This is a genomic window from Rhizobium aethiopicum, from assembly GCF_900094625.1.
Classification (GTDB): domain Bacteria; phylum Pseudomonadota; class Alphaproteobacteria; order Rhizobiales; family Rhizobiaceae; genus Rhizobium; species Rhizobium aethiopicum.
This window is the reverse complement of record NZ_FMAJ01000004.1, coordinates 249,346-265,710: the sequence shown is the minus strand read 5'-3', so window position 1 is coordinate 265,710 and position 16,365 is coordinate 249,346. Positions and strand designations below refer to the sequence as shown.

The 16,365-nt window shown below is 62.0% G+C and carries 12 protein-coding genes; 10 read left to right on the top strand and 2 right to left on the bottom strand.

The features are described 5' to 3' along the window. The first annotated feature begins 10 nt into the window (after positions 1-10). From GA0061105_RS11055 to GA0061105_RS11020, 8 genes are all read left to right on the top strand, one after another. The gene (locus GA0061105_RS11055) at positions 11-1,171 is read left to right on the top strand and encodes an acyl-CoA dehydrogenase family protein (protein WP_064695153.1); all 1,161 of its coding nucleotides are present in this window, start codon (positions 11-13) and stop codon (positions 1,169-1,171) included. Between the two features lie 4 nt (positions 1,172-1,175). Then, entirely contained in the window at positions 1,176-3,230 is a 2,055-nt protein-coding gene (locus GA0061105_RS11050) for an acetate--CoA ligase family protein (RefSeq protein ID WP_092750147.1), read from the top strand. A gap of 6 nt (positions 3,231-3,236) precedes the next feature. Beyond that, positions 3,237-4,019, top strand: a complete 783-nt coding sequence (locus tag GA0061105_RS11045; protein ID WP_092750145.1) for a carnitinyl-CoA dehydratase — start codon at positions 3,237-3,239, stop codon at positions 4,017-4,019. 117 nt (positions 4,020-4,136) lie between these two features. Then, complete coding sequence (locus GA0061105_RS11040; protein ID WP_092750143.1) at positions 4,137-5,726, top strand: ABC transporter substrate-binding protein; 1,590 nt, start codon at positions 4,137-4,139, stop codon at positions 5,724-5,726. Between the two features lie 89 nt (positions 5,727-5,815). Further along, entirely contained in the window at positions 5,816-6,823 is a 1,008-nt protein-coding gene (locus GA0061105_RS11035) for an ABC transporter permease (protein WP_092750141.1), read from the top strand. Then, positions 6,820-7,647 carry an ABC transporter permease gene (locus tag GA0061105_RS11030; RefSeq protein WP_092750139.1) on the top strand — a complete coding sequence of 276 codons (828 nt, stop codon included), beginning with the start codon at positions 6,820-6,822 and terminating at the stop codon, positions 7,645-7,647. The genes GA0061105_RS11035 and GA0061105_RS11030 overlap by 4 nt, the downstream gene beginning before the upstream one ends. Then, a complete protein-coding gene (locus tag GA0061105_RS11025; RefSeq protein WP_092750136.1) occupies positions 7,640-9,271 on the top strand; it encodes an ABC transporter ATP-binding protein in 1,632 nt (543 codons plus the stop codon). The genes GA0061105_RS11030 and GA0061105_RS11025 overlap by 8 nt, the downstream gene beginning before the upstream one ends. A gap of 20 nt (positions 9,272-9,291) precedes the next feature. Then, positions 9,292-11,295, top strand: coding sequence for a CocE/NonD family hydrolase (locus GA0061105_RS11020; protein ID WP_092750134.1), 2,004 nt, complete (start codon positions 9,292-9,294; stop codon positions 11,293-11,295). 1 nt (position 11,296) lies between these two features. Here the strand turns inward: GA0061105_RS11020 and GA0061105_RS11015 are convergent, their stop codons facing one another. Further along, positions 11,297-12,208: an alpha/beta hydrolase gene (locus GA0061105_RS11015; protein WP_092750132.1), complete on the bottom strand. Its 912-nt coding sequence runs from the start codon at positions 12,206-12,208 to the stop codon at positions 11,297-11,299. 262 nt (positions 12,209-12,470) lie between these two features. On the opposite strand from GA0061105_RS11015, the gene GA0061105_RS11010 reads away from it, so the two are divergent. Both GA0061105_RS11010 and GA0061105_RS11005 read left to right on the top strand, forming a co-directional pair. Next, on the top strand, positions 12,471-12,992 hold the full coding sequence (locus tag GA0061105_RS11010) for an RNA polymerase sigma factor (RefSeq protein WP_092750130.1): 522 nt from the start codon (positions 12,471-12,473) through the stop codon (positions 12,990-12,992). After that, positions 12,989-15,109 carry a vWA domain-containing protein gene (locus tag GA0061105_RS11005; protein ID WP_092750128.1) on the top strand — a complete coding sequence of 707 codons (2,121 nt, stop codon included), beginning with the start codon at positions 12,989-12,991 and terminating at the stop codon, positions 15,107-15,109. Before GA0061105_RS11010 ends, GA0061105_RS11005 begins: the two co-directional genes overlap by 4 nt. A 262-nt stretch (positions 15,110-15,371) precedes the next feature. Here the strand turns inward: GA0061105_RS11005 and GA0061105_RS11000 are convergent, their stop codons facing one another. Continuing rightward, a complete protein-coding gene (locus GA0061105_RS11000; RefSeq protein ID WP_092750127.1) occupies positions 15,372-16,298 on the bottom strand; it encodes an SMP-30/gluconolactonase/LRE family protein in 927 nt (308 codons plus the stop codon). Positions 16,299-16,365: the final 67 nt, after the last annotated feature.

Sequence of the window (16,365 nt, the reverse complement as noted above, 5' to 3'; positions counted from 1 at the left end):
GAGGAGCGGCATGGATTTCGGTCTCAGCGAAGAACAGGAAATGATCGTCGACACGGTTCGCGCCTTTGTCGAAACCGAAATCTACCCGCATGAAAACGAGGTGGAGCGCACCGGCATCGTTCCGCCGGAGCTCGGGCGCGAGATCCAGCGCAAGTGCATCGATCTCGGCTTCTACGCCTGCAATTTTCCGGAGGAGATCGGCGGAGCCGGCCTCGATCATGTCACCTTCACTCTGGTCGAGCGGGAGCTCGGGCGCGGCTCGCTGGGCCTCACGGTTTTCTTCGGCCGGCCCTCCGGCATCCTGATGGCCTGCGAGGGCGAGCAGCGCGAACGTTATCTGCTGCCGGCGGTGCGCGGCGAGAAGATCGATGCGCTTGCGATCACCGAGCCGGATGCCGGTTCCGACATGCGCGGCATGAAATGCACGGCCCGCCGCGACGGCGGCGACTTCGTGCTAAACGGCACGAAACACTTCATCTCGCATGCCGATGTCGCTGATTTCGTCATCGTCTTTGCAGCGACCGGCGAGGAGGAAACGCCGAAGGGCATCAAGAAGAAGATCACCGCCTTCCTGGTGGATCGCGGCACGCCGGGCTTTCAAATCCTTAAAGGCTACGAGTCTGTTTCGCATCGCGGCTATCATAACTCAACGCTCAGCTTCGAAGACTGCCGCATTCCCGAAGCCCAGGTGCTGGGCGAGGTGCATCGTGGCTTCGATATCGCCAATCAGTGGCTTTACGGCACCCGGCTGACGGTCGCTGCTACCTGCGTCGGCCGGGCGCGTCGCGTCTTCGAGATGGCCCTGCCCTATGCCGCCGAACGCAAGCAGTTCGGCAAGCCGATCGGCGCCAATCAGGGCGTGTCGTTCAAGCTCGCCGATATGATCACCGAGATCGACGCGGCAGACTGGCTGACGCTTTCCGCGGCCTGGCAGGTCGACGCTGGCCGTCCTGCGGACCGGCAGATCGCCTCGGCCAAGCTTTACGCCTCCGAAATGCTCGCCCGCGTCACCGACGAGGCGATCCAGATCTATGGCGGCATGGGCCTGATGGACGACCTTCCGCTTGCCCGCTTCTGGCGCGACGCGCGTGTGGAGCGGATCTGGGACGGCACTTCAGAAATCCAGCGGCACATCATCAGCCGCGATCTGCTTCGGCCGTTGGGAGCGTGAGCCGATGACGTCTCGCCCGCTCGACCGCCTCCTCAGACCGCAAACGATCGCCGTCTTCGGCGGCCGTGAGGCCCGCAGGGTGATCGAGCAGTGCGACCGCATGGGCTTTTCAGGCGAGATCTGGCCCGTCCATCCCAAACTTGAAGATGTCCTTGGGCGCCCCTGCTATCGCACCGTCGCCGATTTGCCTTCAGCCCCGGACGCGGCTTTTGTCGGCGTCAATAGGCTGCTGACGGTCGAGATCGTGCGCAGCCTTTCAGAGGCCGGCGCCGGCGGGGCGGTCTGTTATGCGTCCGGGTTCAGCGAGGCCACGGCGGAACTCGACGACGGCGCCGAACTGCAACAGGCTCTGCTTTCGGCAGCCGGCGACATGCCGATCCTCGGGCCGAACTGCTACGGCCTCATCAATGGGCTCGACGGCGCATTGCTCTGGCCGGATCAGCATGGCATGCGCCGCATCAAAAAAGGCGTCGCGATCCTGACCCAATCGTCCAATATCGCCATCAATCTGACCATGCAGACGCGCGGCTTGCCGATTGCCTATGTGGTCACGGCAGGCAACCAGGCGCAGACATCGCTCGCCGATATCGCCTGCGCGCTGATCGCGGATCCGCGCGTCACGGCGGTCGGTCTACATGTCGAAGGTTTCGGCGAGCCCGCTTCCCTCGAACGCCTCGCCGCCCTTGCCCGCCGGTCGAAGAAGCCGGTCGTCGTACTGAAGGTCGGCAGGTCCGAGCAGGCAAGACATGCGGCGGTATCGCACACCGCCTCGCTCGCCGGCAGCGATGCGGTGGCCGATGCCGTGCTTGCCCGGCTCGGTATAGGCCGTGTGCAGAGCCTGCCGGCGCTCATCGAAACCCTGAAGCTGCTGCATGTCGCCGGCCCTCTTCCAAGCCATTCGATCTCGTCGATGAGCTGCTCCGGCGGCGAGGCTTCGCTGATGGCGGATGCCGCCGTCGGCCGCAATGTCGAATTCCCTGCTCTGCAGCCGCGACAATTGCCGCGCCTGCGGCGTGTCCTCGGCGAGATGGTGGCGCTCTCCAATCCGCTCGACTACCACACCTTCGTCTGGGGCGATTTCGATCGCCAGACCGAGGCCTTCAGCGCCATGTTCGAAGGCGGTTATGCCCTCAATCTCGTCGTTCTCGACTTCCCGCGTGGTGACCGCTGCGATGCGCCCGAATGGGCGATGACGGCGGACGCAGTCATTGCTGCGGCCTCTGCCACCGGTGCGCTGGCCGGCCTTCTCGCCACTCTTCCGGAGAATATGCCCGAGCCGATCGCCGATCGGCTGATGGCGAATGGCATCGTCGCCTTCTCAGGCATCGACGAAGCCGTCATTGCGGCGGAAGTCGCCGCCGGTATTGGCAAGGTCTGGGATCGCCCGGCTCCCCTGCCGCTGCTCGACGTGCCGTCCATGGACGGTGAAATCGAGACGCTGACGGAAGCCGATGCGAAAACGGAGCTTGCCGCCTGCGGCCTCCCCGTTCCCCGGGGGCTGCAGGCTTTTTCTTCTCGTGAAGCTGCCGAGCAGGCCGAGCGACTCGGTTTCCCTGTCGTGCTGAAGGGGCTCGGCATTGCGCACAAGACCGAAGCCGGCGCCGTCTCGCTCAACCTCGGGGACGGTGAGGCCGTGTCGAACGCGGCGGCGACAATGGGGTCGGCTGACGGCTATCTCGTCGAAAAGATGATCGGTCCGTCGGTGGCCGAGCTCATTGTCGGTGCCATCCGTGATCCTGTTTTCGGTTTGTCCCTCGCTGTGGGAGCGGGCGGAATCTTCGTTGAATTACTTGACGATTCCGTCATCCTGCCGCTTCCGGCGACGAAAACTGAGATTCATGCGGCAATTTCGCGCCTCAAAGTGGCAAAATTGATCTATGGCTATCGCGGGCGGCCGAAAGGCGATCTCGACGCCGCTGTCGTCGCTATCGCAGCAGCGGCAGATTATGTCGTAAAGAACGCCGCATGCCTGGAGGAACTGGACATTAATCCATTGATGGTTCTTCCCGAAGGGCAAGGTGTTGCCGCAGTCGATGCCCTGATACGGCGAAGGAGGTAGCATAGGTTGAGCGACCACATTCGCACACGACAGGACGGCGGAGTGCTCGAAGTCGTCATCGACCGGCCGAAGGCGAACGCCATCGACCTTGCTACCAGCCGCGCCCTGGGATTGATCTTCCGGGATTTTCGCGACGATCCTGAATTGCGTGTCGCCATCGTCTCGGGCACTGGCGAGAAGTTCTTTTGCGCCGGATGGGATCTCAAGGCGGCGGCATCAGGCGATGCGGTCGACGGCGATTACGGTGTCGGCGGCTTCGGTGGGCTGCAGGAGCTACGCGATCTCAACAAGCCGGTCATCGGAGCGATCAACGGCATCTGTTGCGGCGGCGGGCTGGAGATTGCGCTTTCGACAGATCTGATCATCGCCGCCGAGCATGCGAGTTTCGCGCTGCCGGAAATCCGCTCGGGCACAGTTGCCGATGCGGCTTCGATCAAGTTGCCGAAACGCATACCTTACCACATTGCCATGGACATGCTTTTGACCGGACGCTGGCTCGATGTCCACGAGGCGCATCGCTGGGGTTTCGTCAACGAAATCCTTCCGGCCGAGCAACTGATGGCGAGAGCCTGGGAGCTTGCCCGGCTGCTCGCAAGCGGGCCGCCGCTGGTCTATGCGGCCATCAAGGAAATCGTGCGCGAAGCGGAGGGTTCGACGTTCCAGACTGCCATGAACAAGATCACCAAACGGCAGTTTGCAACGGTCGACAGGCTCTATTCGAGCGAGGACCAATTGGAAGGCGCGCGGGCTTTCGCCGAAAAACGAAGCCCCATTTGGAAAGGACAATAAGGAGGCGGCAGCAACCGCGATATTTTCCCGAATGATGCGGGCTCCGGAGGCGGAGAGGAACCGTCTGCGATCCTGCCCGGAAGTTCTGTCAACGCACCACAAAGAAGGAACTGGGGAATGAACGACTACAGCAAATATCTCGCAAGCCGCGTCACCGCCGGCGGGCTAAGCCGCCGCGAATTCATGGGACGCGCCATGGCGGCCGGCATCACGCTTGCCGTCGCCGACAAGCTCTTCACCGAAAGTGCCGAAGCCGCCGAACCGAAGCGCGGCGGCCATCTGAAGCTCGGCCTCGAAGGGGGTGCGGCCACCGATTCCAAGGACCCGGCGAAATTCCTGTCGCAGTTCATGTTCTGCGTCGGCCGCTGCTGGGGAGACATGTTGGTCGAGTCCGACCCGCTGACGGGGGCCGCCGTGCCGGCGCTCGCCGAATCCTGGGAGCCGTCGAAGGATGCAGTCACCTGGACCTTCAAGATACGCAAGGGCGTCAAGTTCCACGATGGCAAGGAGCTGACGATCGACGACGTCGTCGCCACGCTGAAGCGCCACACCGATGCGAAGTCGGAATCCGGCGCGCTCGGCGTGCTTGGCTCGATCAAGGAGATCAAGGCCGACGGCGGCAACCTCGTCCTGACGCTCAGCGAAGGCAATGCCGATATGCCGCTGCTGCTGTCGGACTACCATCTGGTCATCCAGCCGAACGGCGGCGTCGACGACCCGCTAGCCTCGATCGGTACCGGTCCCTACAAGCTGGCGAGCTTTGAGCCGGGTGTTCGCGCCACCTTCGAGAAAAACAAGGACGACTGGCGCAGCGACCGAGGTTATGTCGATTCGATCGAGATCATCGGCATGAACGACGCCACTGCCCGCATCGCGGCACTCTCTTCCGGCCAGGTGCACTACATCAACCGCGTCGATCCGAAGACCGTCAATCTCTTGAAACGTGCGCCCAATGTTGAGATTCTCTCGACCGCCGGCCGCGGCCATTACGTCTTCATCATGCACTGCGACAAGGCGCCGTTCGACAATAACGATCTGCGCCTGGCCCTCAAATACGCCATGGACCGCGAGACCATGGTGGAGAAGATCCTCGGCGGTTACGGCAAGGTCGGCAACGACTTCCCGATCAACAGCACCTATGCGCTCTTCCCCGAGGGTATAGAGCAGCGCGTGTACGATCCCGACAAGGCGGCCTTCCACTACAAGAAATCGGGCCATAGCGGCTCGGTTCTTCTGCGCACCTCCGAAGTCGCCTTCCCCGGCGGCGTCGATGCGGCGGTCCTCTATCAGGAGAGCTGCAAGAAGGCCGGCATCGAGATCGAGGTCAAACGCGAACCGGGCGACGGCTATTGGACCAATGTCTGGAACGTCCAGCCCTTCTCGACCTCCTACTGGGGCGGGCGGCCGACGCAGGACCAGATGTATTCCACCGCCTATCTCTCGACAGCGGACTGGAACGACACCAAGTTCAAGCGTCCTGACTTCGACAAGCTGCTGCTGCAGGCGCGCTCCGAACTCGATGAAGCAAAGCGCAAGGATATGTACCGCACCATGGCGATGATGGTGCGCGACGAGGGCGGCGTGATCCTGCCGATGTTCAACGACTTCGTGAACGCTTCCACCAAGCAGGTGAAAGGCTATGTCCACGACATCGGCAACGATATGTCGAACGGCTACGTCGCAACCCGCGTCTGGCTGGACGCCTGAGGGGCATAACGCCCTTCGATCTCCGACGAAGCCGGGGCCGCGGGATCAGACCTGCGGTCCCTCCTGACGTTTTACGAGAGGCCTCCGCCATGACCAATCCTGCCCCGAGCAATATCTTGCCCGGCCTTGGGTTCCGGCATCGTTTTCCGTTGCTCGCCCTCATCCTCGAGCGCTTGCTGCTCAGCATCGTTCTGCTTTTTGCCGTCTCCATCCTGATCTTCGGCGGTCTCGAAGCTCTGCCCGGCGACTTTGCCACCACCTATCTCGGCCAATCGGCGACGCCGCAGGCGGTCGCCAATATTCGCCAGGATCTCGGCCTCGATCGCCCGGTCACGACGCGTTATGTCGAATGGCTCGGCAACGCCGTCCAGGGTGACTTCGGCACCTCCTGGGCCAGCAAGAATTCGGTGAGCGAGCAGATCGGCAAACGCTTGGGAAATTCGCTTTTCCTGGCGGGATTCGCAGCTGTCATATCGGTGCCGCTCGCCGTTGGGCTCGGCATGCTGTCGGTGCATTTCCGCAACCGCATGCCCGACAAGATCATCAACGTGATTTCGCTGGCGGCGATCTCGCTGCCGGAATTCTTCATCGGTTACCTTCTGATCCTGTTCTTCGCCGTCAAACTTGGCATGGCCACCTTTCCGGCGACGGTCTATGACAGCATGGGCTTCGTCGAGCGATTGAAGGCGATTGCCCTGCCGACGGCGACCCTGGTGCTCGTCGTGCTCGCGCACATGATGCGCATGACGCGGGCGGCGATCCTCTCCGTCATGTCCTCGGCCTATATGGAGACCGCCGAACTGAAGGGCCTCAGCGCCTTCCGCGCGATCGTCAAACATGCCGCCCCCAATGCGCTGGCGCCGATCATCAATGTCGTCGCTTTGAACCTCGCCTACCTCGTGGTCGGTGTCGTCGTCGTCGAGGTGGTTTTCGTCTATCCCGGGATGGGCCAGTACATGGTCGATGCGGTCACGGTGCGCGACATGCCCGTCGTGCAGGCCTGCGGTCTGATCTTCGCGGCCGTCTACATCTTCCTCAACATGATGGCCGATATCCTCGCGATCATCGCCAATCCCCGGCTGAGGCATCCGCGATGAGAGCGAGAGACATTCCCATCACCGCCTGGATCGGCATGACAGGCATCGCCATCGCCTTCATTTTCGCGATCTTCGCGTCCTGGATCGCACCCTACGGCGAGACGCAGGTCGTCGGCGACGTCTGGCAGCGGCCGGACGAAAAATATATCTTCGGCCTCGATAATCTCGGCCGCGACATCCTTTCGCGGCTGATCTACGGCGCGCGTACGACGCTGCTCGTCGCCTCCGCCGCCACCATCATCTCCTTCTCGCTCGGCGTCATTTTGAGTTTCACCGCAGCGGTTTCGCGTGGACTGATCGACACAGTCTTTTCGCGCTTCAACGACCTGATGATGTCGATCCCGACGCTGATCTTCGCTCTGGTGGTGCTGGCGGTCCTGCCGCAGAACATCGTCGTCCTGATCCTCGTCATGGCCATCCTCGATTCCACCCGGGTCTATCGCCTCGGCCGCGCCGTGGCGCTCGACGTCGCGGTGATGGAATTCGTCGAGGCGGCGAAGCTGCGCGGCGAGGGCAAACTCTGGATCATCTTTCGCGAAATCCTGCCGAACACGCTTTCGCCGCTTTTGGCCGAGTTCGGGCTGCGCTTCGCCTTCTCGATCCTGTTCCTCTCGACGTTGTCCTTCCTCGGCCTCGGCATTCAGCCGCCGGCGGCCGATTGGGGCGGTATGGTCAAGGACAACAAGGACGGCATCATCTTCGGGATATCGGCCGCGCTTGTGCCGGGCACGGCGATCGCCGTGCTTGCCATTTGCGTGAACCTCGTCGTCGATTGGCTGCTGAAACGCACATCCAGCCTCAAGGGAGGGCGTGGCGATGCCTGAGCTTCTTTCCGTCCGCAATCTGAAGATCGAGGCGACCAGCTATCCGCCCGGCGAACCGCCCAAGCGGGTGACGATCGTCGACGGCGTTTCCTTCGATCTTCAGAAGGGCAAGGTTCTCGGCCTGATCGGGGAATCGGGCGCCGGCAAGTCGACGATCGGCCTCTCGGCACTGGCCTATGGCCGCGGCGGCGCCGAAATCACCGGCGGCGAGGTGCGGCTAGGCGGCACCGACATTCTGGCGCTGGGGAAGAACGGCATCCAGAAAATCCGCGGCGCCCGGGTCTGCTATGTCGCCCAATCGGCGGCAGCCGCCTTCAATCCGGCGCACCGCCTCGGCGATCAGGTGATCGAAGCGTCGGTCAAACATGGGCTGATGAGCAGGGACGAGGCGCGCAAGCGCGCGCTTTATCTGTTCCGTGTCCTCGGCCTGCCCAATCCGGAAAGTTTCGGCGAGCGCTTCGCCCATCAGGTTTCGGGTGGCCAGCTGCAGCGGGCGATGACGGCGATGGCGCTCTGCCCTAACCCTGAACTGATCGTATTCGACGAACCGACCACGGCGCTTGACGTCACCACGCAAATCGACGTGCTGGCGGCGATCAAACATGCCATCGAGGAAACGCGTACGGCCGCCCTCTATATCACCCACGATCTTGCCGTCGTCGCCCAGATCTCCGACGACATCATGGTCCTGCGTCACGGCAACCAGGTGGAATATGGCAGTGTCCAGCAGATCATCGAGGCGCCGCGGGAAGATTATACGCGCGCACTTGTCAATGTCAGGCAGGCCTATCGCGAGGAAGCCGCCGACCAATCCACGGCGCTTCTCAAGATTGAGAATGTCAGCGCCGAGTATTCCAATGGCTTCAAGGTCCTCCACGATCTGTCGCTGCACGTGCCGAAGGGGCAGACACTTGCAGTCGTCGGCGAATCCGGCTCGGGAAAATCGAGCCTGGCGCGGGTCATCACCGGTCTGCTGCCGCCGAGCAGCGGCCGCATCGTCTTTGGCGGCAAGGTGCTGATGCCGGCTCTCAAGAGCCGGACGAACGATGATCTCAGGCGCATTCAGCTGATCTATCAGATGGCCGATACGGCGATGAACCCGCGCCAGACGGTGCGCGACATCATTGGCCGGCCATTGACCTTCTATTACGGCCTAAGAGGTGCGGAAAAGACCGCCCTGGTGAAGGAGTTGCTCGACCAGATCGAAATGGGCAAGGGCTTCGTCGATCGCTACCCAGCTGAACTCTCCGGCGGCCAGAAGCAGCGCGTGGCGATCGCCAGAGCCCTCGCAGCCAAGCCTGAGCTCATCCTCTGCGACGAGCCGACCTCGGCGCTCGATCCGCTCGTGGCGGAAGGTATTTTGAAGCTGCTGCTGCGCCTGCAGAAAGAAGAGCAGCTTTCCTATATCTTCATCACCCATGACATCGCGATTGTCCGGGCGATCGCCGACAGCGTGGCGGTCATGCATCGAGGCAAGCTGGTGCGGTTCGGGCCGAAATCGACGGCACTGTCGCCGCCTTTCGACGACTATACGGATCTGCTGTTGAAATCGGTGCCGGAAATGGAAATCGGCTGGCTGGAACGGGTTCTTGCGACGCGGCGCATGGAAAGCGCCGGCAACTGAATGTGAATGAAGGACTGAGCATGACATCGCGCGGCTTCACCACCATCGAGAATGAATGGATTGCGCTTAAGGACGGAACGCGGCTTGCCGCACGCATCTGGATGCCCGACGGCGCGGAAGAAGATCCCGTTCCAGCCGTTTTCGAGTTCTTGCCCTATCGCAAGCGCGACGGAACGAGTCTTCGGGACGAATCGACCTATCCGGTCTTTGCGGCCGCCGGCATTGCGGGCGTGCGTGTCGACATTCGCGGATCCGGGGAATCGGACGGCGTCATCGACGGCGAATATACCGAGCGCGAGCTTGCCGATGGGTGTGAGCTGATCGCCTGGATCGCCGCGCAGCCGTGGTCGAACGGCTCGGTCGGGATGATGGGGATTTCCTGGGGCGGCTTCAACAGCCTGCAGGTCGCGGCATTGCGCCCGCCGGCACTGAAAGCCGTCATCTCGATCGCCTCGACCGTCGACCGCTACAACGACGACATCCACTACAAGAACGGCTGCCATCTCTCCGCCCAGCTGTCATGGGCGGCGACCATGCTCGGTTACCAGTCGCGGCCGCCGGATCCTGCCCTCGTCGGCGAGCGCTGGAAGGAGATGTGGCTGGAGCGCCTGGCGGGCGAACCGTTCTTCATGGAGGAGTGGCTGGCTCACCAGCGGCGCGATGGTTTCTGGCGACACGGGTCGATCTCGGAAGATTTTTCCAGCGTGGACATCCCGGCGCTCGTCATTGCCGGCTGGGCGGACGGTTATCGCAACACGCCGCTCATGGCGGTGGAGGGCATAGGCGGCAAGGCGAAGGCGTTGATCGGCCCTTGGGTGCACAAATATCCGCACTTCGCCTGGCCGAAGCCGCGCGCCGATTTCCATAGCGAGGCAATCGCCTGGTGGAACAAATGGCTGCGCGGCGAGGACAATGGCATCGAGCGGCTGCCGCAGGCCCGCGCCTTTATTCTCGATGCCGTCAGGCCTGCCGCGCGGCGGGACAGCGATCGGGGCTTCTGGGTCGCCAAGGACAGCTGGTCGTCGCCGAAGATGCAATGCTTCTATGTCGAGCAATTCGGGCGGTTGACGGAAGGCATGCCGATTCCGCATGCGCCCGGGCATCCCGTCTATCTCCATTCTCCGCTCGATACCGGCACGGCATCGGGAGAATACTTCACGCTGAAGCCCGACGCCGAAATGGCGATCGATCAGCGCTCGGACGATGCCGGCTCGCTGGTCTTCGATACGACGCCGCTTGCAGGGGATCATGATTATCTCGGCCGGCCCATCGTGACGCTTGCGCTGCGCGGCCACGCGACAGGCGGCAATCTCTGTGCCCGGCTGGTCGACGTCCATCCGGACGGCACAGCCACACGCGTTGCCTTCGGCGTCGTCAATCTCACCCATCGCGACGGCAATGCCGATCCCAGGCCGCTGGTGCCGGGAGAAAAAGTATCGATCCGGCTCGTCCTCGATGCCTGCGGCTACCGCTTCCGCAAGGGCCATCGCATCCGCCTTTCGCTTTCCACTGCCTATTGGCCGATGATCCTGCCGCCACCGGACGACGACGGGGTCGAGATCGATATCGCATCGCTCGGCCTGGCGCTGCCCTTGCTCGGGGACCACAGCAAGATCGAAGTCAAGGAACCGGCCAATCCCGATCCGCTGCCCAAATATATCGAGCATGCGGGCGCCGCGACGAAGCGGCAGGTCGTCCGGGATCTCTCGGCCAACCGGACGGATTATCGAATCCACGAGGAGACCGGCCTTTACGAACACCCTGAGACCGGCCTGTTGACGCGGCAATTGCGGGAAGAGATCTGGTCGATTTCGCCGGATGATCCGCTGTCGATGACCGGCACCTCGACCTGGACCTGCGACATGCACCGGCCCGGCTGGTTCGTGCGCACCATCGCGACCGCTCGAATTGCCTGCACAGCAACCGACTGGGTCATCAGTGCCGTCGTTACCGCTTTCGAGGACGATGTGCAGATCTTCGAAAAGATCTTTGCCGAAAAGCGGATCGCGCGCGACCTGATGTGATTCAGGGTGCCGCGAAATCTCTGATCGCCTCGCAGACGGCGTGGAAGCCGTCTCGCGCGCCATCGCTCATATGACGGGCGCGCAGCCACGCGTGCACCATCTGCGGCTCTTCGCGGAACCGGACTCCGATGCCTTCGGCGGCGAGCCGGGCTGCGTACTGACGACCGTCGTCTCTCAAGGGGTCGAAATGCGCGACGGTGATGAAGGTGGGCGGCAGTCCGGCAAGCGAAGGTGCATTCAGCGGTTCGGCAATCTCGGCGCCTGCCGGCGCCTGCAGGATTTCGCGATAGTAAGCGACATCGGCCGTCGTCAAGCCAGGCGCCGCAGCCATTTCGACATAGGAACCGGCCGTCACGTCTCCGCCGAGGGAGGGGTAGATCAGGACTTGGCCGACGACGCCAGATAGCTCCTCGTCGCGTGCGCGCAGTGCAAGGCCCGCCGCAAGATTGCCGCCGGCGCTGTCGCCGATCAGCACGACCTTGTTGTTGGCCGAAAGCAGATGCTTCAAAACGGCAAAGCCGTCATCCGTCTGTGCTGGCCAGCGATATTCGGGAGCCAGGCGATAATCGACGGAAACGAGTTCTGCACCGGCAAAATCGGCGATCTCGGCGCAGATGGCATGATGGCTTTCCAGCGAACCGACGACGAAACCGCCGCCATGTAGATAGAGCAGGACAGTGCGCGTGCTGATTTTACGCGGACGGTAGCGCCGGATGGGGATGCGCTGGACCATGCCGTCGGCAAAGATCATATCCGGGGGCAGCGGGCGGTCTAACCGCGCGCAAAGAGCGTCGTACCAGTTTCGCTGCTGCTCGACCGACGCTTCGACGGCGTCCTGAGGATAGAAACTATCGCAAATCTCGAGAAACTGCAGGATGCCTTTTTCGGTAGGGACAGGCGATGGAACGGACATGGAAAGTCCTTTCGATTTGGGACATGCAGATCCATGTCCCTGGCCGACTCTGCGCTCATCATGCGCCTTCGGGACGGAGGCAATCTGTCTGGTCGCGACTCGTGGATGTCGCGATGCTTCATTATTTTCAAGCTGCGTTGGAGATATTGGCGGTGTTCGAAAAAGAACGAAAATTTTTCGCTGTCGACCCAAGGAACGCCATCGGAGAAACGTCTCAATCCAGAAATAGCATCTTGCTTGATAGCTTGGGGGTAGGTGCGCATTGGATGCGGAGCTCATAGAACGGGCGCAGCGCGGTGATCGTGAAGCCTTCGGGCAACTGGTCTCGCACCATTATGAATTCGTCCACGCGACGGCGTGGCGATGGTCGGGCAGTTCCACCGATGCCGATGACATCGCCCAGGAGGTCTGCGTCAAGCTCGGCGCGGCGATCCGCAGTTTTCGCGGCGCAAGCCGGTTCAGGACATGGCTCTATACGCTGACGCTCAACGCCGCACGCGACCATAGACGCAAGCTTGCGCGGGAAGAGCAGAGATTCCGCGCTTATGCCGCCGAACCGCGGCAGGATGTGCCGGGAAATGATGACGAGATGTCGAGCGAATTATGGGCGGCCGTGCGCGCCTTGCCGGAACGCCAATGCGACGCCGTGCTGCTCGTTTACGGTGAAGGTCTTAGCCATTCGGCCGCTGCCGATATCATGGGCTGCTCGGAAACGACTGTGTCCTGGCAGGTCCATGAGGCGCGCAAAAGGCTGAAGGCGATGCTCGGCAAGGAAGAGGTATGACCGTGGACAAGGAACTTGAAAAACTCTCCCGCACCACGCCGCCTGCAGCCGATCCGGAGGCGCGCGCGCGCGCCCTTGCCGCGGCGATGCAGGCCTTCGACAATGCACAAAATAATGCGGCGGCAGCCCAAGGAAATGCGAAAGGCTGGCGTCCAAGCTCCATCATCAACTGGATATGGAGCCCTGCCATGAACAAGAAATTTCTCGCCGGTTCAGCCCTCGCGACGCTGCTCGTCATTCCCGCCGCCGGTTACCTTACGGTCGAGCTGAGCCGCAACGGATCGCCGATCGTCGACCAGACCGAGATCGCCGGCAACCTTTCGCAAAACAATGCGCCGAAACCGGCCGAACCGGTGACGGCCGCGCCTCAGCTTTCCGAAACCCCGGCCGAAGAGAGCCGGCCGCATCCATCGTCTGCGGCTGGTGGCGCCCAAGTCGCGCAGGACAAGGAGCAGCAGGCTACCGCAAAACCCGTTACGCCTCAGGCTTCTGAATTCGATGCCGGCGGGGTCGCCGTTCTGAACAAGTCGGAGGGCTCTGCTGCGACACTCGGCGCGGCCAAACGCGCTGCACCGGCCGCTCCCGGTATGGTGGCTCAAGGGCAGCTGTTGGCTGAACCGATGGCTGTCGCCCCCTCGCCTGTTCCGCCAGCAGATGGGCGTGCGCAGCTTCAACGCGACCCCGATCGCGAGCGGTTTGCCAATGCCGCGGCAAATCCGATCAAGAGCGTGGCGACCGATCCGGTTTCGACCTTTTCCGCCGATGTCGACAGCGCATCCTATTCCTTCGTCCGCAGATCACTGACTGGCGGAGCGATGCCCGATCCGCAATCGGTTCGCGTCGAGGAGATGATCAATTATTTCCCCTACGACTGGCCGCGTCCGGACAATGCCGGTCAGCCCTTCAAGGCAACCGTCACAGTGATGCCGACGCCATGGAACCAAGACACGCAATTGATGCATGTGGCGATCAAGGGCTATGACATCGCGCCGGCAACGACACCGCATGCCAATCTCGTCTTCCTGATCGACGTCTCGGGCTCGATGGATGAGCCGGACAAGCTGCCGCTTCTGAAGAGCGCCTTCCGCCTCCTGGTCAACAGGCTGAAACCGGACGACTCCGTCTCGATCGTCACCTATGCCGGTAATGCCGGTACGGTGCTTGAGCCGACGCGGGGGGCGGAGAAGTCGAAAATTCTCGCGGCAATTGACAGGCTGGAGGCTGGAGGCTCGACCGGCGGCGCCGAGGGCATCGAGGCGGCCTACGATCTCGCCAAACGGGCCTTCGTTAAGGATGGCGTCAACCGGGTGATACTGGCGACGGACGGTGACTTCAATGTCGGCCCGTCGAGCGACGAGGATCTGAAGCGTATCATCGAAGAAAAGCGCAAGGACGGCATCTTCCTGACCGTTCTCGGCTTCGGACGCGGCAGTCTCAATGATTCCCTGATGCAGACGCTGGCGCAGAACGGCAATGGCAGCGCCGCCTATATCGACACCTTGGCGGAGGCGCAGAAGACACTGGTCGAAGAGGCGGGATCGACGTTGTTTCCGATCGCCAAGGACGTCAAGTTCCAGGTCGAATTCAATCCGGAACGGATCGCCGAATACCGGCTGATCGGCTACGAGACGCGCGCTCTCAACCGTGAGGATTTCAACAATGACCGGGTCGATGCCGGCGATATCGGCTCCGGCCACAGCGTTACGGCGATCTACGAGATTACGCCCAAGGGAAGCCCCGCGGTGATGAATGACGACCTGCGGTATGGCGCAGCCGACAAGGCTCCCGCCGAGACGGCGAGCGGCGCGCACCAAGGCGAGCTTGCCTTCGTCAAGATGCGCTACAAGCGGCCGGGCGAGGACCAGAGTGCGCTGATTACCACCCCGGTCGGCGAGGGTAACACCGTCGCCACCATCGACGCCGCGCCGCAGGATGTGCGCTTCTCGGTGGCCGTCGCCGCCTTCGGACAGAAACTGAGCCGCGTCCCTGCCGTCGATGCCTATTCCTACCAGGCGATTGCCGATCTCGCGGCGGCATCGCGGGGGACGGATCACTTCGGCTACAGATCGGATTTTCTGGGTCTCGTCAGGTTGGCTGACGGCCTCAGCCAACGATAGACGGAGAGGTCCCGAAAGGCGAAGCCGCCTGGAAAACGGCCTCGCCTCAGTTTGTTGACAAAGTCTCCTCCGTCATGCTCGGCCCTGTGCCGAGCATCTGAGCACTGCTATTGCTTAGCAGGAAAACTATTGTTTTGAGATGCTTAGTTGAGACGGGCGCAGATCCTCGGCACAAGGCCGAGGATGACGTCGCGGGTTTGACAGTGGTTTGTCAGCAGCCTGAAACAAGGCGATTTCAAGGGCGGCCTGGCCCGTATGAGAGCTATCCCAGTTTCGATCCATTGGCCGTCAGATAAACGGCGTAGAGAGAGGTTGTTGCGGTGATGAAGAGGCGGTTCAGCTTTTCGCCGCCGAAAGCCACGTTGGAGACGATCTCGGGAATATGGATCTTGCCGAGCAGAGTGCCATCCGGATCGTAAATGTGCACACCGTCGCCGGCGCTCGTCCAGATCCTTCCATTCCGGTCGATGCGAAAGCCGTCGAAAAAGCCTGAGGTACATTCGGCGAAAATGCCGAGATCGGTCAGCTGTCCATTATCCGATACGGCGAGTTTTCGAATATGACGCGGACCGCCCGCCAGGTGTGTTCCCCCGGTGTCGGCAACGTAGAGCACCGTCTCGTCCGGGGAGAAAGCCAGCCCGTTCGGTTTGACGAAGTCGGAGGTCACCTGCTCGGTCGCACCTGTTGCGGGATCATGCCGGTAGACATGGCACCCGCCGATTTCCTCTTCGCCATAATCGCCCTCATAATCGTGGAGGATGCCGTAGCTCGGGTCGGTGAACCAGATGGACCCATCGGATTTGACGGTGACGTCGTTTGGAGAATTGAGCCGTTTGCCGGCGATGCGATCGGCCAGAACAGTGAGCCTGCCGTCGAATTCCGTCCGCGTGACGCGGCGCGTCAGATGCTCGCAGCTAACGAGCCGGCCCTGGTTGTCGACGGTGTTGCCGTTCGAGTTGTTGCTGGGTGAGCGGAATACCGATGTGTGCCCGCTGGTGTCGTCGTAGCGCATCATCCGGTTGTTCGGGATATCCGAGTAGACCAGATAGCGTCCGGCCGCAAACCAAGCCGGTCCTTCAAGCCAGCGGCCGCCTGTCCAAAGCCGCTCTACGCGTGCGTGGCCGACGAAGCAGTTTTCGAAGCGCGGATCGAGAACCTCAAACCGCGTCCCCTCAATTTCTCCGAACATGGTGCTTCCTCATCTTGAATTGTTATCGATACCATCCTGCCTTGTTTCGCTCTGTTCGTACAGAGAG

Bases quoted from the DNA above. Each gene is read 5' to 3' on its own strand.
- GA0061105_RS11005 (WP_092750128.1), top strand. From the start codon at position 12,989: ATGACCGTGGACAAGGAACTTGAAAAACTCTCCCGCACCACGCCGCCT.
- GA0061105_RS11055 (WP_064695153.1), top strand. From the start codon at position 11: ATGGATTTCGGTCTCAGCGAAGAACAGGAAATGATCGTCGACACGGTT.
- GA0061105_RS11020 (WP_092750134.1), top strand. From the start codon at position 9,292: ATGACATCGCGCGGCTTCACCACCATCGAGAATGAATGGATTGCGCTT.
- GA0061105_RS11040 (WP_092750143.1), top strand. From the start codon at position 4,137: ATGAACGACTACAGCAAATATCTCGCAAGCCGCGTCACCGCCGGCGGG.
- GA0061105_RS11050 (WP_092750147.1), top strand. From the start codon at position 1,176: ATGACGTCTCGCCCGCTCGACCGCCTCCTCAGACCGCAAACGATCGCC.
- GA0061105_RS11035 (WP_092750141.1), top strand. From the start codon at position 5,816: ATGACCAATCCTGCCCCGAGCAATATCTTGCCCGGCCTTGGGTTCCGG.
- GA0061105_RS11030 (WP_092750139.1), top strand. From the start codon at position 6,820: ATGAGAGCGAGAGACATTCCCATCACCGCCTGGATCGGCATGACAGGC.
- GA0061105_RS11025 (WP_092750136.1), top strand. From the start codon at position 7,640: ATGCCTGAGCTTCTTTCCGTCCGCAATCTGAAGATCGAGGCGACCAGC.
- GA0061105_RS11000 (WP_092750127.1), bottom strand. From the start codon at position 16,298: ATGTTCGGAGAAATTGAGGGGACGCGGTTTGAGGTTCTCGATCCGCGC.
- GA0061105_RS11015 (WP_092750132.1), bottom strand. From the start codon at position 12,208: ATGTCCGTTCCATCGCCTGTCCCTACCGAAAAAGGCATCCTGCAGTTT.